The 15,133-nt window shown below is 68.0% G+C and carries 13 protein-coding genes; 10 read left to right on the top strand and 3 right to left on the bottom strand.

Annotation, left to right across the window (positions count from 1 at the left end; all coding sequences use genetic code 11):
* The first annotated feature begins 291 nt into the window (after positions 1-291).
* From FHP25_RS38115 to FHP25_RS38145, 6 genes are all read left to right on the top strand, one after another.
* Positions 292-1,734: a class II 3-deoxy-7-phosphoheptulonate synthase gene (locus FHP25_RS38115; protein ID WP_147852241.1), complete on the top strand. Its 1,443-nt coding sequence runs from the start codon at positions 292-294 to the stop codon at positions 1,732-1,734.
* Between the two features lie 43 nt (positions 1,735-1,777).
* Positions 1,778-2,920 (top strand): beta/alpha barrel domain-containing protein, encoded by a 1,143-nt coding sequence (locus tag FHP25_RS38120; protein ID WP_147852242.1) that lies wholly within the window; start codon positions 1,778-1,780, stop codon positions 2,918-2,920.
* Between the two features lie 47 nt (positions 2,921-2,967).
* Positions 2,968-3,255: a GYD domain-containing protein gene (locus FHP25_RS38125; RefSeq protein ID WP_147852243.1), complete on the top strand. Its 288-nt coding sequence runs from the start codon at positions 2,968-2,970 to the stop codon at positions 3,253-3,255.
* A gap of 67 nt (positions 3,256-3,322) precedes the next feature.
* Complete coding sequence (locus tag FHP25_RS38130) at positions 3,323-3,670, top strand: cupin domain-containing protein (RefSeq protein WP_178134095.1); 348 nt, start codon at positions 3,323-3,325, stop codon at positions 3,668-3,670.
* A gap of 169 nt (positions 3,671-3,839) precedes the next feature.
* Positions 3,840-4,913 (top strand): TlpA disulfide reductase family protein, encoded by a 1,074-nt coding sequence (locus tag FHP25_RS42525; protein ID WP_331461724.1) that lies wholly within the window; start codon positions 3,840-3,842, stop codon positions 4,911-4,913.
* 172 nt (positions 4,914-5,085) lie between these two features.
* Entirely contained in the window at positions 5,086-6,744 is a 1,659-nt protein-coding gene (locus tag FHP25_RS38145) for an NAD+ synthase (protein ID WP_147852247.1), read from the top strand.
* A gap of 123 nt (positions 6,745-6,867) precedes the next feature.
* On the opposite strand, the gene FHP25_RS38150 is transcribed toward FHP25_RS38145, so the two are convergent.
* On the bottom strand, positions 6,868-7,851 hold the full coding sequence (locus tag FHP25_RS38150) for a Bug family tripartite tricarboxylate transporter substrate binding protein (RefSeq protein ID WP_218578934.1): 984 nt from the start codon (positions 7,849-7,851) through the stop codon (positions 6,868-6,870).
* Between the two features lie 142 nt (positions 7,852-7,993).
* Between FHP25_RS38150 and gltX the strand changes: the two genes are divergently transcribed.
* The 4 genes from gltX to FHP25_RS38170 all read left to right on the top strand — a co-directional run bounded on the left by gltX (position 7,994) and on the right by FHP25_RS38170 (position 12,654).
* Positions 7,994-9,337 (top strand): glutamate--tRNA ligase, encoded by a 1,344-nt coding sequence (gene gltX / locus FHP25_RS38155; protein WP_178134098.1) that lies wholly within the window; start codon positions 7,994-7,996, stop codon positions 9,335-9,337.
* A gap of 274 nt (positions 9,338-9,611) precedes the next feature.
* Positions 9,612-10,991 carry a cysteine--tRNA ligase gene (cysS, locus tag FHP25_RS38160; protein WP_147852248.1) on the top strand — a complete coding sequence of 460 codons (1,380 nt, stop codon included), beginning with the start codon at positions 9,612-9,614 and terminating at the stop codon, positions 10,989-10,991.
* 92 nt (positions 10,992-11,083) lie between these two features.
* A complete protein-coding gene (locus tag FHP25_RS38165) occupies positions 11,084-11,995 on the top strand; it encodes a hypothetical protein (RefSeq protein ID WP_147852249.1) in 912 nt (303 codons plus the stop codon).
* Positions 11,992-12,654 (top strand): DUF7002 family protein, encoded by a 663-nt coding sequence (locus tag FHP25_RS38170; RefSeq protein ID WP_147852250.1) that lies wholly within the window; start codon positions 11,992-11,994, stop codon positions 12,652-12,654. The genes FHP25_RS38165 and FHP25_RS38170 overlap by 4 nt, the downstream gene beginning before the upstream one ends.
* Here FHP25_RS38170 and FHP25_RS38175 read toward each other — a convergent pair whose 3' ends face one another.
* Positions 12,655-13,440 carry an alpha/beta fold hydrolase gene (locus FHP25_RS38175; protein WP_178134099.1) on the bottom strand — a complete coding sequence of 262 codons (786 nt, stop codon included), beginning with the start codon at positions 13,438-13,440 and terminating at the stop codon, positions 12,655-12,657. It abuts the gene before it with no gap.
* A gap of 129 nt (positions 13,441-13,569) precedes the next feature.
* A complete protein-coding gene (locus FHP25_RS38180; RefSeq protein WP_147852252.1) occupies positions 13,570-14,844 on the bottom strand; it encodes an LLM class flavin-dependent oxidoreductase in 1,275 nt (424 codons plus the stop codon).
* Positions 14,845-15,133: the final 289 nt, after the last annotated feature.

Genomic DNA, 15,133 nt, shown 5'->3' on the forward strand with positions numbered 1-15,133 from the left:
TTGCGCTGCGGCCGCGCCTGGAGCCGCCGCGACGGCCGGCCCGCCGGTTTCGGCAGGCGGCCGGCACCCGTGGAGGTCGCCGGTTTCGGCAAACCCGCTACGCCGTGACAGCCCGGCCCGAGGACTGGCGGCGATTTGTCAGACAGACCCCCATATATCGCGGGTGGCGGCCGGTATTTTGCCGAAGACGGCCGGCACGACGCTTGGCAGCGTCTGTGGAAAAAGCGTAGAACCGGGCCGGCCTGCAAAAGGCCGACCCGGTGCTCGGGCGACAGGATGAAGGGAAGTGTCATGGACGGTACCCACGGTGCGTCGCAACGCAAGCCGACCGAAACCCGGCCGGGGGGCGTGGCGTCGTTTGCCTGGTCGCCGGACTCCTGGCGCAACCTTCCCGCCCAGCAGATGCCGGTCTACGAGGACCAGGCCGCCCTCGAGGCGGCCGAGGCCCGGCTGCGGCGCTATCCGCCGCTGGTCTTCGCGGGCGAGGCGCGCCGGCTGAAGACGGCGCTGGCGCGGGTCGCGGAGGGCCACGCCTTCCTGCTGCAGGGCGGCGACTGCGCCGAGAGCTTCGCCGATTTCACGGCCAACAACATCCGCGACATGTTCCGGGTGCTGCTGCAGATGGCGGTGGTCCTGACCTACGGCGCCGGCATGCCGGTGGTGAAGGTCGGCCGCATCGCCGGCCAGTTCGCCAAGCCGCGCTCGTCCAACACCGAGGTGATCGGCGGCGTCGAGCTGCCGAGCTATCGCGGCGACAACGTCAACGGCTTCGAGTTCACGCCCGAGGCGCGCCGGCCCGACCCCGAGCGCATGGTGCAGGCCTACAACCAGTCGGCGGCGACCTTGAACCTGCTGCGCGCCTTCGCCCAGGGCGGCTATGCCGACCTGCACGAGGTGCACCGCTGGAACCTCGACTTCGTCGCCACGTCGCCGGCGGCGGCGCGTTATGCCGACCTCGCCAGCCGGCTGGACGAGACGCTGACCTTCATGGCGGCCTGCGGCCTGACCTCGGCCACCACGCCCCAGATCGCGGAGACCGATTTCTTCACCAGCCACGAGGCGCTGCTGCTGCCCTTCGAGCAGGCGCTGACCCGCGTCGATTCGACCAGCGGCGACTGGTACGACTGCAGCGCCCACATGCTGTGGATCGGCGAGCGCACGCGGCAGCCGGACGGTGGCCATGTCGAATTCCTGCGCGGCGTGAAGAACCCGCTGGGCTTCAAGGCCGGGCCTGACATGTCGGCCGACGACCTGATGCGCCTGCTCGACGCGCTCAACCCGAAGAACGAGGCTGGCCGCATCACGATCATCACCCGCATGGGTGCCGATACGCTGGCGGCCAAGCTGCCGGCGCTGCTGCGCGCGGTCCATCGCGAGGGCCGCAAGGTCGTGTGGTCGTGCGATCCCATGCACGGCAACACGGTGAAGGCGGCCAACGGGCTGAAGACCCGTTACTTCGATGCGATCCTGCGCGAGGTGCGGGCGTTCTTCGAGGCCCATCGCGCGGAGGGCACTCACCCCGGCGGCGTGCATTTCGAGCTCACCGGCCAGGAGGTCACCGAGTGCGTGGGCGGCGCGGTCGACATCACGGTCGACGGGCTGACGGCGCGCTACGAGACGCAGTGCGATCCGCGGCTCAACGCCAGCCAGGCGCTGGAGCTGGCGTTCCTGCTGGCCGAAGGCCTGAAGAGCGAGCGCATCGCGCGCGAGCGCAGCAGCTCGCCGGCGAAGTGACGCGCGGCCGCGCCTGATCGTCATCTCAGGGGAGGAGGGCTCGATGCATCCGGCGAATCCGGACGTTTCGCGCTACACCGATCACTACTTCAATCGCACGAAGGGTGTGATCGGCAAGTTCGGCGACTGCATCGTCACTTATGCCATCTTCATGCGGCGGCCGGTGGTGTGCGCGCCGCGGCTGGCGCTGGACTGGCTGCAGGAGCTCACCACGGCACGCGGCGCCAAGGTCCAGGTCGACCTGCGCTACCCCGAAGGCAAATGGGTCGGCGCCGGCGAGCCGATCATGTACATCACCGGCTCGTTCTACCACCTGGTCGACCTCGAGACGATCTTCCTGCAGAAGCTCGGACCGGCCTGCGTCGCCGCCTACAACGCCTACACCATGTGCGCCGAGATGCCCAGGACGGCGTTCCTGGCCATGGATGCACGCCACTGCGCCGGCGCCGAGATGGCGGAGATGATGGCCTATGCCGCGTCGGTGGGCTCGGCGCGCGCCAAGCGCAAGCTGAACGCGGTGGGCTTCATCGGCAATGCCACCCATTCGACGGCGCATTTCTTCGGCCGCGACCAGGGCATGGGCACGATGCCGCACGCCCTGATCGGCTATGCCGGCTCGACCCTGCGGGCTGCCGAGATGTACCACGAGACATTCCCCGGCGAGCCGATGACCGTGCTGGTCGACTACTTCGCCAGGGAGGTGTCGGACTCGCTGGCCGTTGCCCGGCGCTTCCCCGAGCTGGTGGCGGCCGGCCAGCTCTCGGTGCGCCTCGACACCACCGGCGGCCGTTATGTCGAGGGGCTCGACCCGCAGGCGTCCTATGCCGTGATGGAGCGGCATGCGCCCGACTCGATCCGAGGCTATCGCACCGAGGACGAGCTGCGCCATCTGGTCGGCACCGGCGTCTCGGCGGCGGCGTTGTTCCATGTCCGCGAGCAGCTCGATGCTGCCGGCTTCAACAAGGTGCGGATCGTGGCCTCGTCCGGCTTCGGCCCCGCCAAGTGCCGGGTCATGGCTGAAGCCGGCGCTCCGATCGACGTCGTCGGCTCGGGCTCGTTCCTGCCGTCGAACTGGAGCGAGACCTACGCCACGGCCGATATCGTGGAGTATGATGGCGTGCCGCGGGTCAAGGTCGGCCGCGAGTTCCTGCATCGCAACCGCACGGTCAAGACCCCGGCTTTGTAAGCACCGTAGTCCCTGTTCCCGGATGCATCTGCGATGGGAGGGCCGTCATGAAGTATGTTCTGCTCGGCACGCTCAGCGTCGACTGGGCCGGCAAACAGACCGAGCGCACCGCCAAGGCGCGTGCCAAGCTCGAGAAGCTGGGCATCAAGCTCGAATCGATCCACTACACGCAGGGGCCGTACGACTTCGTCGATGTCGTCGACGCGCCCGACGCGGAGGTCATGCTGGCGTTTTCCGTCTGGTATGCCGCCCAGGGGCTGGGGCGCATCCAGAGCCTGCCGGCGTTCGACTCTCAGACTTTCGAGAGCGCGGTGCGCCAGGCGTCGACCGGGTAGCCGGCCGACGCAGCTCGCTCGCCATGGCAAAGTCAGCGACGTGAACACCCGCCAGGGAGGCACGACCATGCAGGCCGTGAAGGACGCCAGCCATCTCTACGAAGTCGAGCGCCGGGCACGCCATGCCGAGCGGCCGGGCTTTCGCATCAGCGAGCTGCAGATCAGCCCGACGCAGAAGGTGCCGTGGCACTACCACACCCACATCGCCGATACCTTCTATGTGCTGGAGGGTCGGATCCGGGTCTTCCTGCAGGACCCCAAGGAGGACGTGCGGCTGGGCCCCGGCGAGACCTGCACCGCCCGCCCGGGACGGCCGCACCTCGTCGTCAATGACGGCGATCGCTCGGCCACCTTCCTGGTCCTGCAGGGTGTGGGCGACTACGACTTCGTGCCGCTGGTGCCGGCGGGCCGCTGACGCAAGCGGTCACGTGACGGGATGGGCGCTGGCCTGCAGCCGGCGTATCTTGGACTCGCGCCAGGCCGCCGGCGCGGTTTCACGATTGCGTGCGAGACATGTCGGCCATGCACCCTGCCGGCCGGGCATGGTAGTCCTCGCGGGTCGATTTTTCCGACGGGAGGGGATGATGGTCATCGTGCTCGGTCAATCGGGTGAGCATGCCGTCGCGCCGGCCGAAGGCCTGTGGCTTACGGCCGCCGATGCGCAGCGTGTCACGGGCTGGACGCCCAAGCCGGAAGGCATGTGCTGCGACGATTCCTGCGTGCCACTGCCGGCCGGCGCCACGCGTCCGGGCCATGTCGATGTCGCTGCCTTCTGGCAGTTTCTGGGCAACCCCGTGCTGCACGACGATGCCGGCGAGACCTGGGTGTTGGGCGTCGGCGCCGAGGCCCGCAACACGCAGCTGGCGGGCCTGGAAGCGCCGGACTTCACGCTGCCCGACCTCGACGGCGTGCCGCACACGCTCTCGGCGCTGCGCGGCCGCAAGGTGTTCCTGACCACCTGGGCCAGCTGGTGAGGCTGCCGTCTCGACTTGCCCGTGTGGCAGTTACTGTATGACGAGCTGAAGGACCGCAGCTTCATGGTCGTGGCCGTGGCCGAGGACAGCCGCGGCACGGAGCAGGCGCGCCAATGGATCGAGCAGGCGAAGACCGCCTACTGGTGCCTGATCGACGCCGACCATTGCGTCGCCGACCTCTACGGCATGGTCAATGTGCCGCAGGCGGTATGGATCGATGAGGCCGGCCGCGTCGTGCGTCCCGCCGAGACGGCGGGATCGACCGACCATTTCCGCCGCATGGACCTGGCGACGCGCACCATGGCGCCCGAGGATCAGGCGGCACGGCTGGCGGCGCGCACCGCCTATCTCGGGGCGGTCAAGGACTGGGTGCTGACAGGCAGGCATGCGTTGGCCACGGACGATGCCCGTCGCAAGCAGCCGCGGATCACGACGGAAATCGCGCAGGCCCATGCCCATTTCCGGCTCGGCACATGGCTGCGGGCGCATGGCAAGCCGGAGGAGGCCGACCGCCACCTGGCCGAGGCCAGCCGGCTCCATCCCGACTCGTGGAACATGTGGCGGCAGGCCGCCGATCTCGACGCTGTCGGCAAGGCCGGCGGTCCGGAGTTCTGGGCCCGGGTCAAGGCGTTGGGTGATCGGCCTTACTACCCGCCACCCGACCTGCCGGGGTTCGGACGCTAGACCAGCATCGGATCGTTCACCATGGCAGCCATGCAGGCGAGCGCAGGCCTTGATAACTCTTATGCTCAATATTAGCATAAGTAGGTGACATCCTGGTCAATGGTGGCGCGCGGCAGGCCGGTGTATAGCGGCGCGCCATTGTTGCCGGGCGCTGAGCCTGTAGAGTGAACGGATGACCGACTCGCTGACCATCGCCATCGCCCAGCTCAACCCGACCGTGGGCGACATCGCCGGCAATGTCGCCAAGGTGCGGACCGCGCGCGCCGAGGCCGCGAAGCTGGGCGCCGACGCCGTGATCTTTTCCGAGCTGGTCCTGTCGGGCTATCCGCCCGAGGACCTGGTGCTCAAGCCGGCCTTCCAGCGCCGCCTGCACGAGGCCGTGGAGCAGCTGCGTGCCGACACCGCCGACGGTGGCCCGGCCTTGTTCGTCACCACGCCCTGGCGCGAGGGCGACAGGCTGCACAATGCCGTCCTGCTGCTCGATCGCGGCGAGATCGCTGGCAAGCGCTTCAAGGTCGACCTGCCGAACTACGGCGTGTTCGACGAGAAGCGCGTGTTCGCACCCGGTCCGATGCCTGGTCCGCTGATCTTCCGCAATGTGCGCATCGGCGTGCCGATCTGCGAGGATATCTGGACTCCTGATGTCGTCGAATGCATCACCGAGACCGGCGGCGAGCTGATCCTGGTGCCCAACGGCTCGCCCTACGAGGTCGACAAGACCGAGCGGCGCGTGCAGCTGGGTGTGGCCCGTGTCGTCGAGAGCGGCCTGCCGCTCTGCTACGTCAACCAGGTCGGCGGCCAGGATGAGCTGATCTTCGACGGGGCGTCCTTCGTGATTGGCAGCGATCGCGCCTTGCGGGTCGCGTTGCCCAGCTTCCGCGAAGCCGTTGCCGCGACCCATTGGCGCCGCACGGCTGAGGGCAAGTGGGACTGCACGCCGGGCTCGGTGGCGCCGGCCCTGTCGCGCCTGGAGTCGATCTACCAGGCGATGGTGCTGGGCCTGCGCGATTATGTGAACAAGAACCGTTTCCCGGGCGTCATCATCGGGCTTTCGGGTGGCATCGATTCGGCGCTGACGGCAGCGGTGGCGGTCGACGCGCTGGGCGCGGACCGGGTGCGCACGGTGATGATGCCGTCGCCCTACACCAGCCGCGACAGTTTCGAGGATGCCGCGCAATGCGCCGAGGCGATGGGCATCCGCTACGACATCGTGTCGATCGAGCCGGCGATGAAGGCCTTCAACGACATGCTGCGGCCGGTGTTCGGCAATCGTGCCGCCGACACGACGGAAGAGAACATCCAGGCCCGCGCCCGCGGCATCACCCTGATGGCGCTTTCCAACAAGTTCGGCCACATGGTGGTGACGACCGGCAACAAGTCGGAGATGGCGGTCGGCTATTCGACGCTCTACGGCGACATGTGCGGCGGCTACAACGCGCTGAAGGACGTCTACAAGACGACGGTCTTCGAGCTCAGCCACTGGCGCAATGGGCAGCATCCGGACGGCGCCATGGGACCGGCCGGCTGCGTCATTCCGGAGCGCATCATCACCAAGCCGCCGTCGGCCGAGCTCAAGCCCGACCAGAGGGACCAGGACACGCTGCCGCCCTACGACGTGCTCGACAAGATCCTCGAAGGCCTGATCGAGCGCGACCTTGCCACCGAGGAGCTGGTCGCCGAGGGCTACGATGCGCCCACGGTGCAGCGGGTCTGGCGCATGCTGGAGATGGCTGAATACAAGCGCCGCCAGGCGCCGCCCGGCGTCAAGATCACCGGCCGCACCATCTCGCGCGATCGCCGCTACCCGATCACCAATGCGTTTCGCGGGTGAATCGGGTGGCGAAGCAAGTATGCTTCATGGTGAGCTTGTCGAACCATGAAGCGTTCGCACGGTCGGTCGTGGAGCCTTCATGGTTCGACAAGCTCACCATGAAGGCTTCTTGCATCCGTAGGTTCACTCGATCCTTGTACCCGTCGCCTTGATGACCGGCGCCCATTTCGCGATCTCGTCGGTGACGAACTTCGCAGCGCTCGCGGGCGTCGAGTCGGTGTAGGGCACGGCGGCGATCTGCTCCAGCCCCTTGATCAGGGCTGCGTCGGCCATGATCTTGGCGTAGGCCGCGTGCAGTGTGTCGATCACGGGCTGCGGCGTGCCCGCCGGCGCCATGATGATGTTGAACGTGTAGGCCTCGTATCCCGGCAGGCCGGCCTCGATGATGGTCGGGATGTCGGGCGCGATGGCGGCGCGCTTGGCGTGCGCGAAGCCGAGGATGCGCAGCTTGCCGGTGCGATGGTGCTGCAGCGTGGTGCTCACGGTCTCGAACATCCAGGCGACATTGCCGGCCAGCGTGTCCTGCAGCGCCGGGTTCGAGCCGCGGTAGGGCACGTGCTCGACCTGCAGGCCGCCGGCCATGGTCTTCAGCATCTCGCCGGCGAAATGCGTGATGCCGCCGGTGCCCGACGATCCGTAGGAATACTTGCCGGGGTTCTTCTTCATCAGGTCGATCAGGCCGGGCAGCGTGTCCGGCATCGACGGATGCGTGACCAGCACCAGCGGGTTGACGCAGATCAGCGCCACGGGGGCAAAGTCCTTGACCGGGTCGTAGGGCAGCTTGACGAAGGTCGAGGGATTCGTCGCATGCGTCGAGGACGTGGCGAACAGCAGCGTGTAGCCGTCGGGCTTGGCCTTGGCGACTTCGGTGCTGCCGATCGAGCCGGCGGCGCCGGCCTTGTTGTCGGCCACGACCTGCTGGCCGATCACCGGCGTCAGCTTCTCCGCCACCATGCGGCCGATGATGTCGGTCGGCCCGGCCGGTGGAAACGGGATCACCAGCCGCACCGGCCGGTCCGGGTACTTGGCCTGGGCGCGGCCGGCCGCCGGTGCCGTCAATGTCGTTGCGAAGCCGGCCATCAGGCCCAGGACGTCGCGGCGTTGCATGTCGGGTTCCCCCCTGTCGTTGTGTTGCAGGGAGGTTAGGCATGCTCCCGGCGTGCGGCAAGCTAGCCGATGCCGGGCGCCCTTGCCTCATCGGGGTGAAACGGGCATCAAGACGCCCCTGCCCGCATTCGTCAGTGACGCCGTGAGCTTGCCCCCTATCGTCCGCTTCGCGCCCAGCCCCACCGGACGGCTGCACGTCGGCAATGTGCGCACGGCGCTGTTCAACTGGCTGTTCGCGCGCCGGCATGGCGGCAGCTTCGTGCTGCGGCTTGATGATACCGACCGCGAGCGGTCGACCGAGACCTTCGCCCAGGCGATCCAGGACGACCTGCGTTGGCTGGGAATGGACTGGGACCGGCTGGAGCGGCAGTCGCTGCGCTTCGCCGCCTACGACGGCGCCCGCGACCGGCTGATCGCGGGGCGCCGTCTCTATCCCTGCTATGAGACGCCGGAGGAGCTGGAGTTCCGGCGCAAGCGCCTGCTGGCGCAGGGTCGGCCGCCGGTCTACGACCGCGCCGCGCTGCGGCTCTCGGATGCCGATCGGGCGCGGCTGGAGGCGGAAGGCCGCAAGCCGCACTGGCGGTTCATGCTCGAGCCCGGCGATGTGCGCTGGGACGACCTGGCCCGCGGCGCGCAGCATATTGACGAATCGAGCCAGAGCGATCCGGTGCTGATCCGTGCCGACGGCACGTACCTCTACACGCTGCCGTCGGTCGTCGACGACATCGATTTCAACATCACGCATGTGATCCGGGGCGAGGATCACGTCACCAACACGGGTACGCAGATCCAGCTTTTCCGGGCTTTGGGTGCCGAGCCGCCGGTCTTCGCCCACCTGCCGCTGTTGTTGGGTGCCGACGGCAGGAGCCTCAGCAAGCGGCTGGGCTCGCTGTCGCTGGCCGACCTGCGGGCACAGGGGATCGAGCCGCTCGCGGTCTGGGCGCTGCTGGCGCGTCTGGGCACCGCCGATCCTGTCGAGCCCGTGGACAGCCTGCAGCCGCTGGTCGATGGCGTCGATTTCGCGCGTGTCGGGCGGGCGCCGGCGCGCTTCGCCGAGGATGAGCTGCGGACGTTGAGCCAGCGCACGGTGCATGGCCTGCCGTTCGCCGTGGCGCGGCCGCGCCTGGACGATGCGGCAGCCAGCCTGGGGGAGGCGTTCTGGATGGCGGTGCGCGGCAACCTCGCGCAGGTGGCGGATGCCGCCGGCTGGGTGCCGGTGGTGCAGGGGCCACTGCAGCCCATGGTCGAGGGTCCCGGCTTCCTGGCTCAGGCAGCCGAAGTGCTGCCGCCCGATCCATGGGGCGACGCCACATGGAAGGCCTGGACGGCGGCATTGGCGGCCCGCTCGGGCCGCAAGGGGCGGGCGCTGTTCCATCCGCTGCGTCTGGCGCTCACGGCGCGCGAGCAGGGGCCTGAAATGGCGAGGCTCCTGCCGCTGATCGGTCGCGACCGCGTCCTGGCGCGCCTGCGGGGCGAGACCGCTTAGGAGCGGTTCTCCTGCATCTCTTGCCTTGCTGCGCTCCGAGCATGTGAACCTGTCCTTCCCCCTTCGGGGGAAGGACAGGTTTGGAAGGGTCGGGACAATCGTGGCAATAAGCTCCTGTCATTGTGCGGGGCGGGTGCTATAAGGTGTCCCCATGATCGCTATGGTCTTCCACTCCCGGCGCTCGCCTGCGGCCAGCGCGCGATGTATGTGAGTCGCCGGCCGCTCGTGGCCGATCGATCACGCATGCCATCGTCTTTCCGGGAGTGAGGGGGCCATGTCCCTCGTCGTCTACAACACGCTCACGCGGCGCAAGGAACCATTCGCGCCGCTCGATCCCGCGCATGTGCGCATGTATGTCTGCGGCCCGACCGTCTACGATCACGTGCATATCGGCAACGCGCGTCCCGTGGTCGTGTTCGACGTGCTCTACCGGCTGCTGAGGCGCCGCTATCCACGCGTCACCTATGTGCGCAACATCACCGATATCGATGACAAGATCATCGATCGCGCCCGGGAATCCGGCGAGGCCATCGAGGGGCTGACGCAGCGCACGGCCGCTGCGTATCAGCGCGAGATGGGCCGGCTCAACACGCTGCCGCCGGATGTGGAGCCGCGCGCGACGCAGTATGTCGCGCACATGATCGATATCATCGAGCGGCTGATCGCGCGCGGTCATGCCTATGCCGCCGATGGCCATGTGCTGTTCTCGGTGCCGAGCATGGCGGATTACGGCCAACTCTCGCGCCATAGCCGCGACGAGCTGGTGGCCGGCGCGCGTGTCGACGTGGCGCCCTACAAGAAGGATCCAGCCGACTTCGTGCTGTGGAAGCCGTCGACGCCGGACCAGCCGGGCTGGCCCAGCCCATGGGGACGCGGCCGGCCGGGCTGGCATATCGAATGCTCGGCCATGAGCCGGCAGCATCTGGGCGAGACGTTCGACATCCACGCCGGTGGGCTCGACCTGATCTTCCCGCACCACGAGAACGAGATCGCGCAGTCGCGCTCGGCCTTCGGCACGCCGTTCATGGCACGCTACTGGATGCACAACGGCTTCATCACCGCCAACGGCGAGAAGATGGCCAAGTCGCTGGGCAACTTCTTCACCGTGCATGAGCTGCTCGAGGCGTTCCCTGGCGAGGCCGTCCGGCTGCTGCTGCTCTCGGCGCACTACCGCCAGCCGCTCGACTTCACCAAGGACGGGCTGCGGACAGCCAAGGCGCAGCTTGACCGGCTGTACCAGGCGCTGCGCAGCTCGGCCGACGCGGCAGGACCGCTCGCGCGCGACGTGCCGGCGGAGGTCGCCGCGGCGCTCGACGACGACCTCAACACGCCGCTGGCGCTGGCCCATGTGCACGAGCTGGCCACGGCCTTGAATCGTGCCGGCACGGCCCAGGAGCGCACGCAAGCCAGGGCGGCTCTGCTGGCTGGCGCCGGTGTGCTGGGATTGCTCGAGAGCGACGCCGAGGCGTGGTTCCGTTGGACGCCTGCATCCAGCGGGCCGGACGAAGCCGAGATCGCGGCCGCCATCGCCGCCCGCCAGGCAGCGCGCAAGGCCAAGGATTTCGCGACCGCCGACCGGATCCGAAAGGAACTGGCGGAGCAAGGCTTCTTGCTGGAAGATGGGCCGCAGGGAACGACCTGGAAGCGGGGATAGTCTCGACTCTGTTCCCGCGCCGATACGCCGGGCAGCGTCTCATGACGGACGTGATCTCGCGACTCGGAGTGCGATGTCTTGGCCTGAAGCTTATGACCGCGGCGCTGGTTGCGGCCATCGCTGGCCTCACGACCACGCTGCACCGGGCGCTGGCGCAGGTCGGCGCGCCGGTGGCATGTCCGGGCGTGTCCGATCTGCTGCGCATCGCGCCCAGCCAGGACGTGCACCTGGATGTCCTCTCCTACAGGGTGGGCGCGCTCACGCAGCGGCTGCATCTGTGCAGCAAGAGGATCGGCGATGACTGGTTCGACCCGGCGGAGGAAGGCCGGCGGCGGGCGATGGGCCTGATGTTCGAGTGGGTCGGCGCATTCGGCTGCGCGCTGACAGAATATGCCTCGGCGCCGTCGGTTCTGGGGCGGCCGCTTGGCGGGCCGCGTGCCAGCTACCTGCGCGAAGCGGCCCAGCTCGAAGCCCTCAAAGATTCCTACGAAGCCGAGGCCGACCTGCGGGAGTCGACGCCGCTGGATCATTTCCGCGCCGTGCAGCTGCTGGCGAAGATCCAGTCGCGATGGAACAAATCGACCGACGCTGATCGAGCCGAGCTCGTCGCGCGCGAGGCCGGTGGTGATCCCAATGCGGCGATCGCGCTTGCGACGCTTGCGCTCACCGCCGATGCGGGGCCGGCCGACATCGGGCTGGCCCTCGCGCTGCTGCGGAAGGCAACGCAGCTCGGCAGTGTCCAGGCGCCGCTGATGGGCGCGCAGTACGCGGCGATGGCATCGCGCAGCGCCGATGCCGCCGGCGGCAGCAACCGATACAGGCAGCTCGAGCGGGACTTCCTGGCCACGGCTGCGTATCGCGGCAGCGCGGACGCCATGGCACAGATGCTGCCGCTGCTGCTGCGCAGCGGCAACGCCGACGACGCAACAGCCTATGTGTTCTGGGTCACGCAGCAGCGTGGCATCATGCGCGATATGCACGAGATCAGGAGCGCCTGCCTGTGACGGGTCGTGAGGTGCGGCGCCGGGATCCGGCCATCACACGGGCCTATCATCTCGCCGAGACCGACAACTGGTCGTCGATCCAGGCGCACGGCCTGTTGAGCGCGCAGGCGCTGCTGCAGCTCGCCGGCAGCACGCAGGCCGACCGCGATCGCGTCACGCGCCATCGCGCGGCGCGGACCGTGCTGTCGAACGGCATCGTGGTGCGCGACCAGGGACCGATGCCGCCGGCTGCCCTGCAGCGGTGCCTGCGCGGCATGACGCCGGTCCAATGGTACGCCCTGTTGAACACCAAGGTGTTCTTCTGGATCGACGTCGAGCGCCTGAACCGTCACCTGCATGCCTGTCGGCGTCATCCGCAGATCGTCATGGTGCTCGATGCCGGCCGCCTGCTGGAACGGCACGCCGTGCGTGCGGCTGTCTCGCCGTTCAACACCGGCAATGCCCGCCGCCGTCCGGCGCCGCGGGGGCGCGAGACGTTCGTCCCCTACGCGACGTGGCTGGAGTCGGGTTGGCTGCATGAGACGTCGGGGCTGGGGACGTCGGCGCGTGCGCGCAGCCATCCGCCGGCCGAGCTGACCGTCGACCGCGCCGTGCCCGATGCCATGGACTTCGTGATCGACGTTCGCTTCCCCGGCAAGGGTGAAAGCGTCGATGCCTGACTATTTCTGGGCGAGGAACATCTCGATCGCGGCCGCGACGGCTTGCGGCTGGTCGAGATAGGCGAGGTGGCCGGCGCCGGCGATGGTCTGGACCTGGCCCTGCCCCTTGATGCTCGCCGCGATCGTGTGCGCGTAGCTCGTCGGCATGATCGGGTCATTGTCGCCCCACAGGACCAAGGTCGGCGCCTCGATCAGGGGCAGCCGCTTGGCGAGCTGGGTGTTGCCCAGCGGCCAGAGCGCGCGTGCCGCCGCCTCGCTGGCGCGGGTCATCTCGATCGGCCACTCGATCGAGTTGGCGCCCTCGGGGATCGCGACCAGCTGCCTCCAGTTGTCCGGCTCGGCGCACATCAGCCCGGCGACGTTGTCGGCGCGCTGCGCCCAGGGATCGGTGGCGGGATCCTTCTCGTCGAACAGCCCGAACGGGGCCATCAGCACCAGGCGCTTCACCAGGCCGGGGAAGATCGCCGCCATGTCGGCGGCAAAGGCGCCGCCCACTGAGCTGCCGACGAGATCGGCACCGGCAAGGTCCGCCCGCTGCAGGAGCTGCCGGACCGCGATCACCCAGTCGAGGTGGTTGTCGAGCACGGTGTGGCCGGTGGCGCCGGGGAAGCCCGGCAGCGACGGCACGATCACGGTCCGCTTTTCGGCAAGCTTGTCCAGAAAGGGGACCCAGCGCGGCAGGCCGCCGAAGCCGGCGAGGAAGCCCAGCTTCGGGCCGTTGCCCTTGCGCCACACGCGACAGGGAAAGCCGTTGACGTCGACCGTCAGCGTCTGCGGTTCGTTCACGAGATACTCCAGGTTGTCCGGTCGGGCCACGCCGCTCCAGCGGCGCTCATACCGACAGCGCGCGATCCGTATGCCGGCCGGCTGATGATGCGCCGCTGGAGCGGCGCGGCCCGACCGACGACGATGCCGTCACTCCGCCGCGAGCCGCGGCTGGAAAGCGGGCACCGCGGCGCGCTGGCCGCGGTCCATCGGCTTGGGCCACCAGCGGTCCTCCCATTCGGAAAACAGATCCTTCACGCGCGGCATCACCTTCTCGGCGAACAGCCGCGTGTTGTGCTGGGTGACCTGCTTGCTCATGTTGCCGTATTGCAGCAGCAGCATCAGGTGGCCGACATTGAGCGTGGTGGCGACGTGGCGGATCTGCTCGACCACCTCGTCGGGCGAGCCGATGATCACGTAGCCATCATCGACGATCTCTTTCATCGTGCGGGCGCGGTATTTCTTCTTGTCGGCGCCAGCACCGGCGGCGTTCGCCGCCTGCGCCACCATGCCCTGGATGCCGGCCCGCTGCGTCGCCTCGGTGGTGTAGCCCGGCGGCATGGCGAAGCGCGCATCGACATGCAGGCAGCGGCCATAGAAATATTCGGCCGGCTCGGTGTAGAGCTCGAGCGCCTGCTCGCGGCTCTCGGCAACGCCGACGAATTGCAGGAAGCCGGCGCGGTAGGGATTGCGGTCCTTGCCCAGCTTCTCCATCTCGCGCCAGAAGCCCTGCATCGTCGAGAGGCCGGCTTTGTAGCCGTAGTACGACAGGTAGCAGTAGACGTAGTCCATCTCGGCGCACCAGCGCCAGGTCTCGACCGAGCCGCCGCCCGGGATCCAGATCGGTGGATGCGGATCATTCTGGATCGGCCGCGGCCAGATGTTGACGTAGCGCTGCTGGTTGAAGCGGCCCGAGAACGCAAACGTGTCCTTCTCGGTCCACGCCTTCTTCACCAGGTCGTGCGCTTCGTAGTAGCGCTCGCGCAGCAGGCTGGGATTCTGGCCATAGGCGAAGCAGGTGTCCATGGGCGAGCCGACGGGGAAGCCGGCGATCAGCCGGCCGCCCGAGATGCAGTCGATCATCGCGAATTCTTCCGCCACGCGGGTCGGCGGGTTGTAGAGCGCCAGGCTGTTGCCCATGACGCAGAGCGCGGTGTCGGTGGTGCGCCGGGCCAGCGACGAGGCGATCAGGTTGGGCGAGGGCATCAGCCCGTAGCCGTTGGAGTGGTGCTCGTTGACGCAGATCGCATCGAAGCCGCATTCGGCTGCGAACTCGAGCTCGTCCATGAAGTCGTTGTACATGTGGTGCGCGCGCCGCGGATCGAACAGCGACGAATGGATGTCGACCCACACCGACGGGTGCTTCGTATTGAAGTCGTCCGGCAGCTCCGTGTAGGGCATCAGGTGAAACCACATCAGCTTCATGGCCGGATCTCCTGTGGCGCGGTGGCGGTGCGCGCTTGGTGTGAATGGTCGTTCATATCGAAGGGTGCGTCGGCTGGACGGCGAAGGCAATGCCGCAGGCGCAAGGCCGACTTGCACATACGCGGCCACGGCTGGCGGGCACGTGGAATGAGCCGCGTCGCTTAGACCGAAGTTACCCCTGACAGAGTCAGGTAAGTATTTGGCTTTGTTGAAAAAAGCGGCGATTTTGCGTCCAGTATGTAGGCATGTAAATGGTGTTTTTGAGTAGCAATTATGGATATATTGTGCT

The sequence above is a fragment of the Vineibacter terrae genome (assembly GCF_008039615.1).
Taxonomy (GTDB): Bacteria; Pseudomonadota; Alphaproteobacteria; order Reyranellales; family Reyranellaceae; genus Vineibacter; species Vineibacter terrae.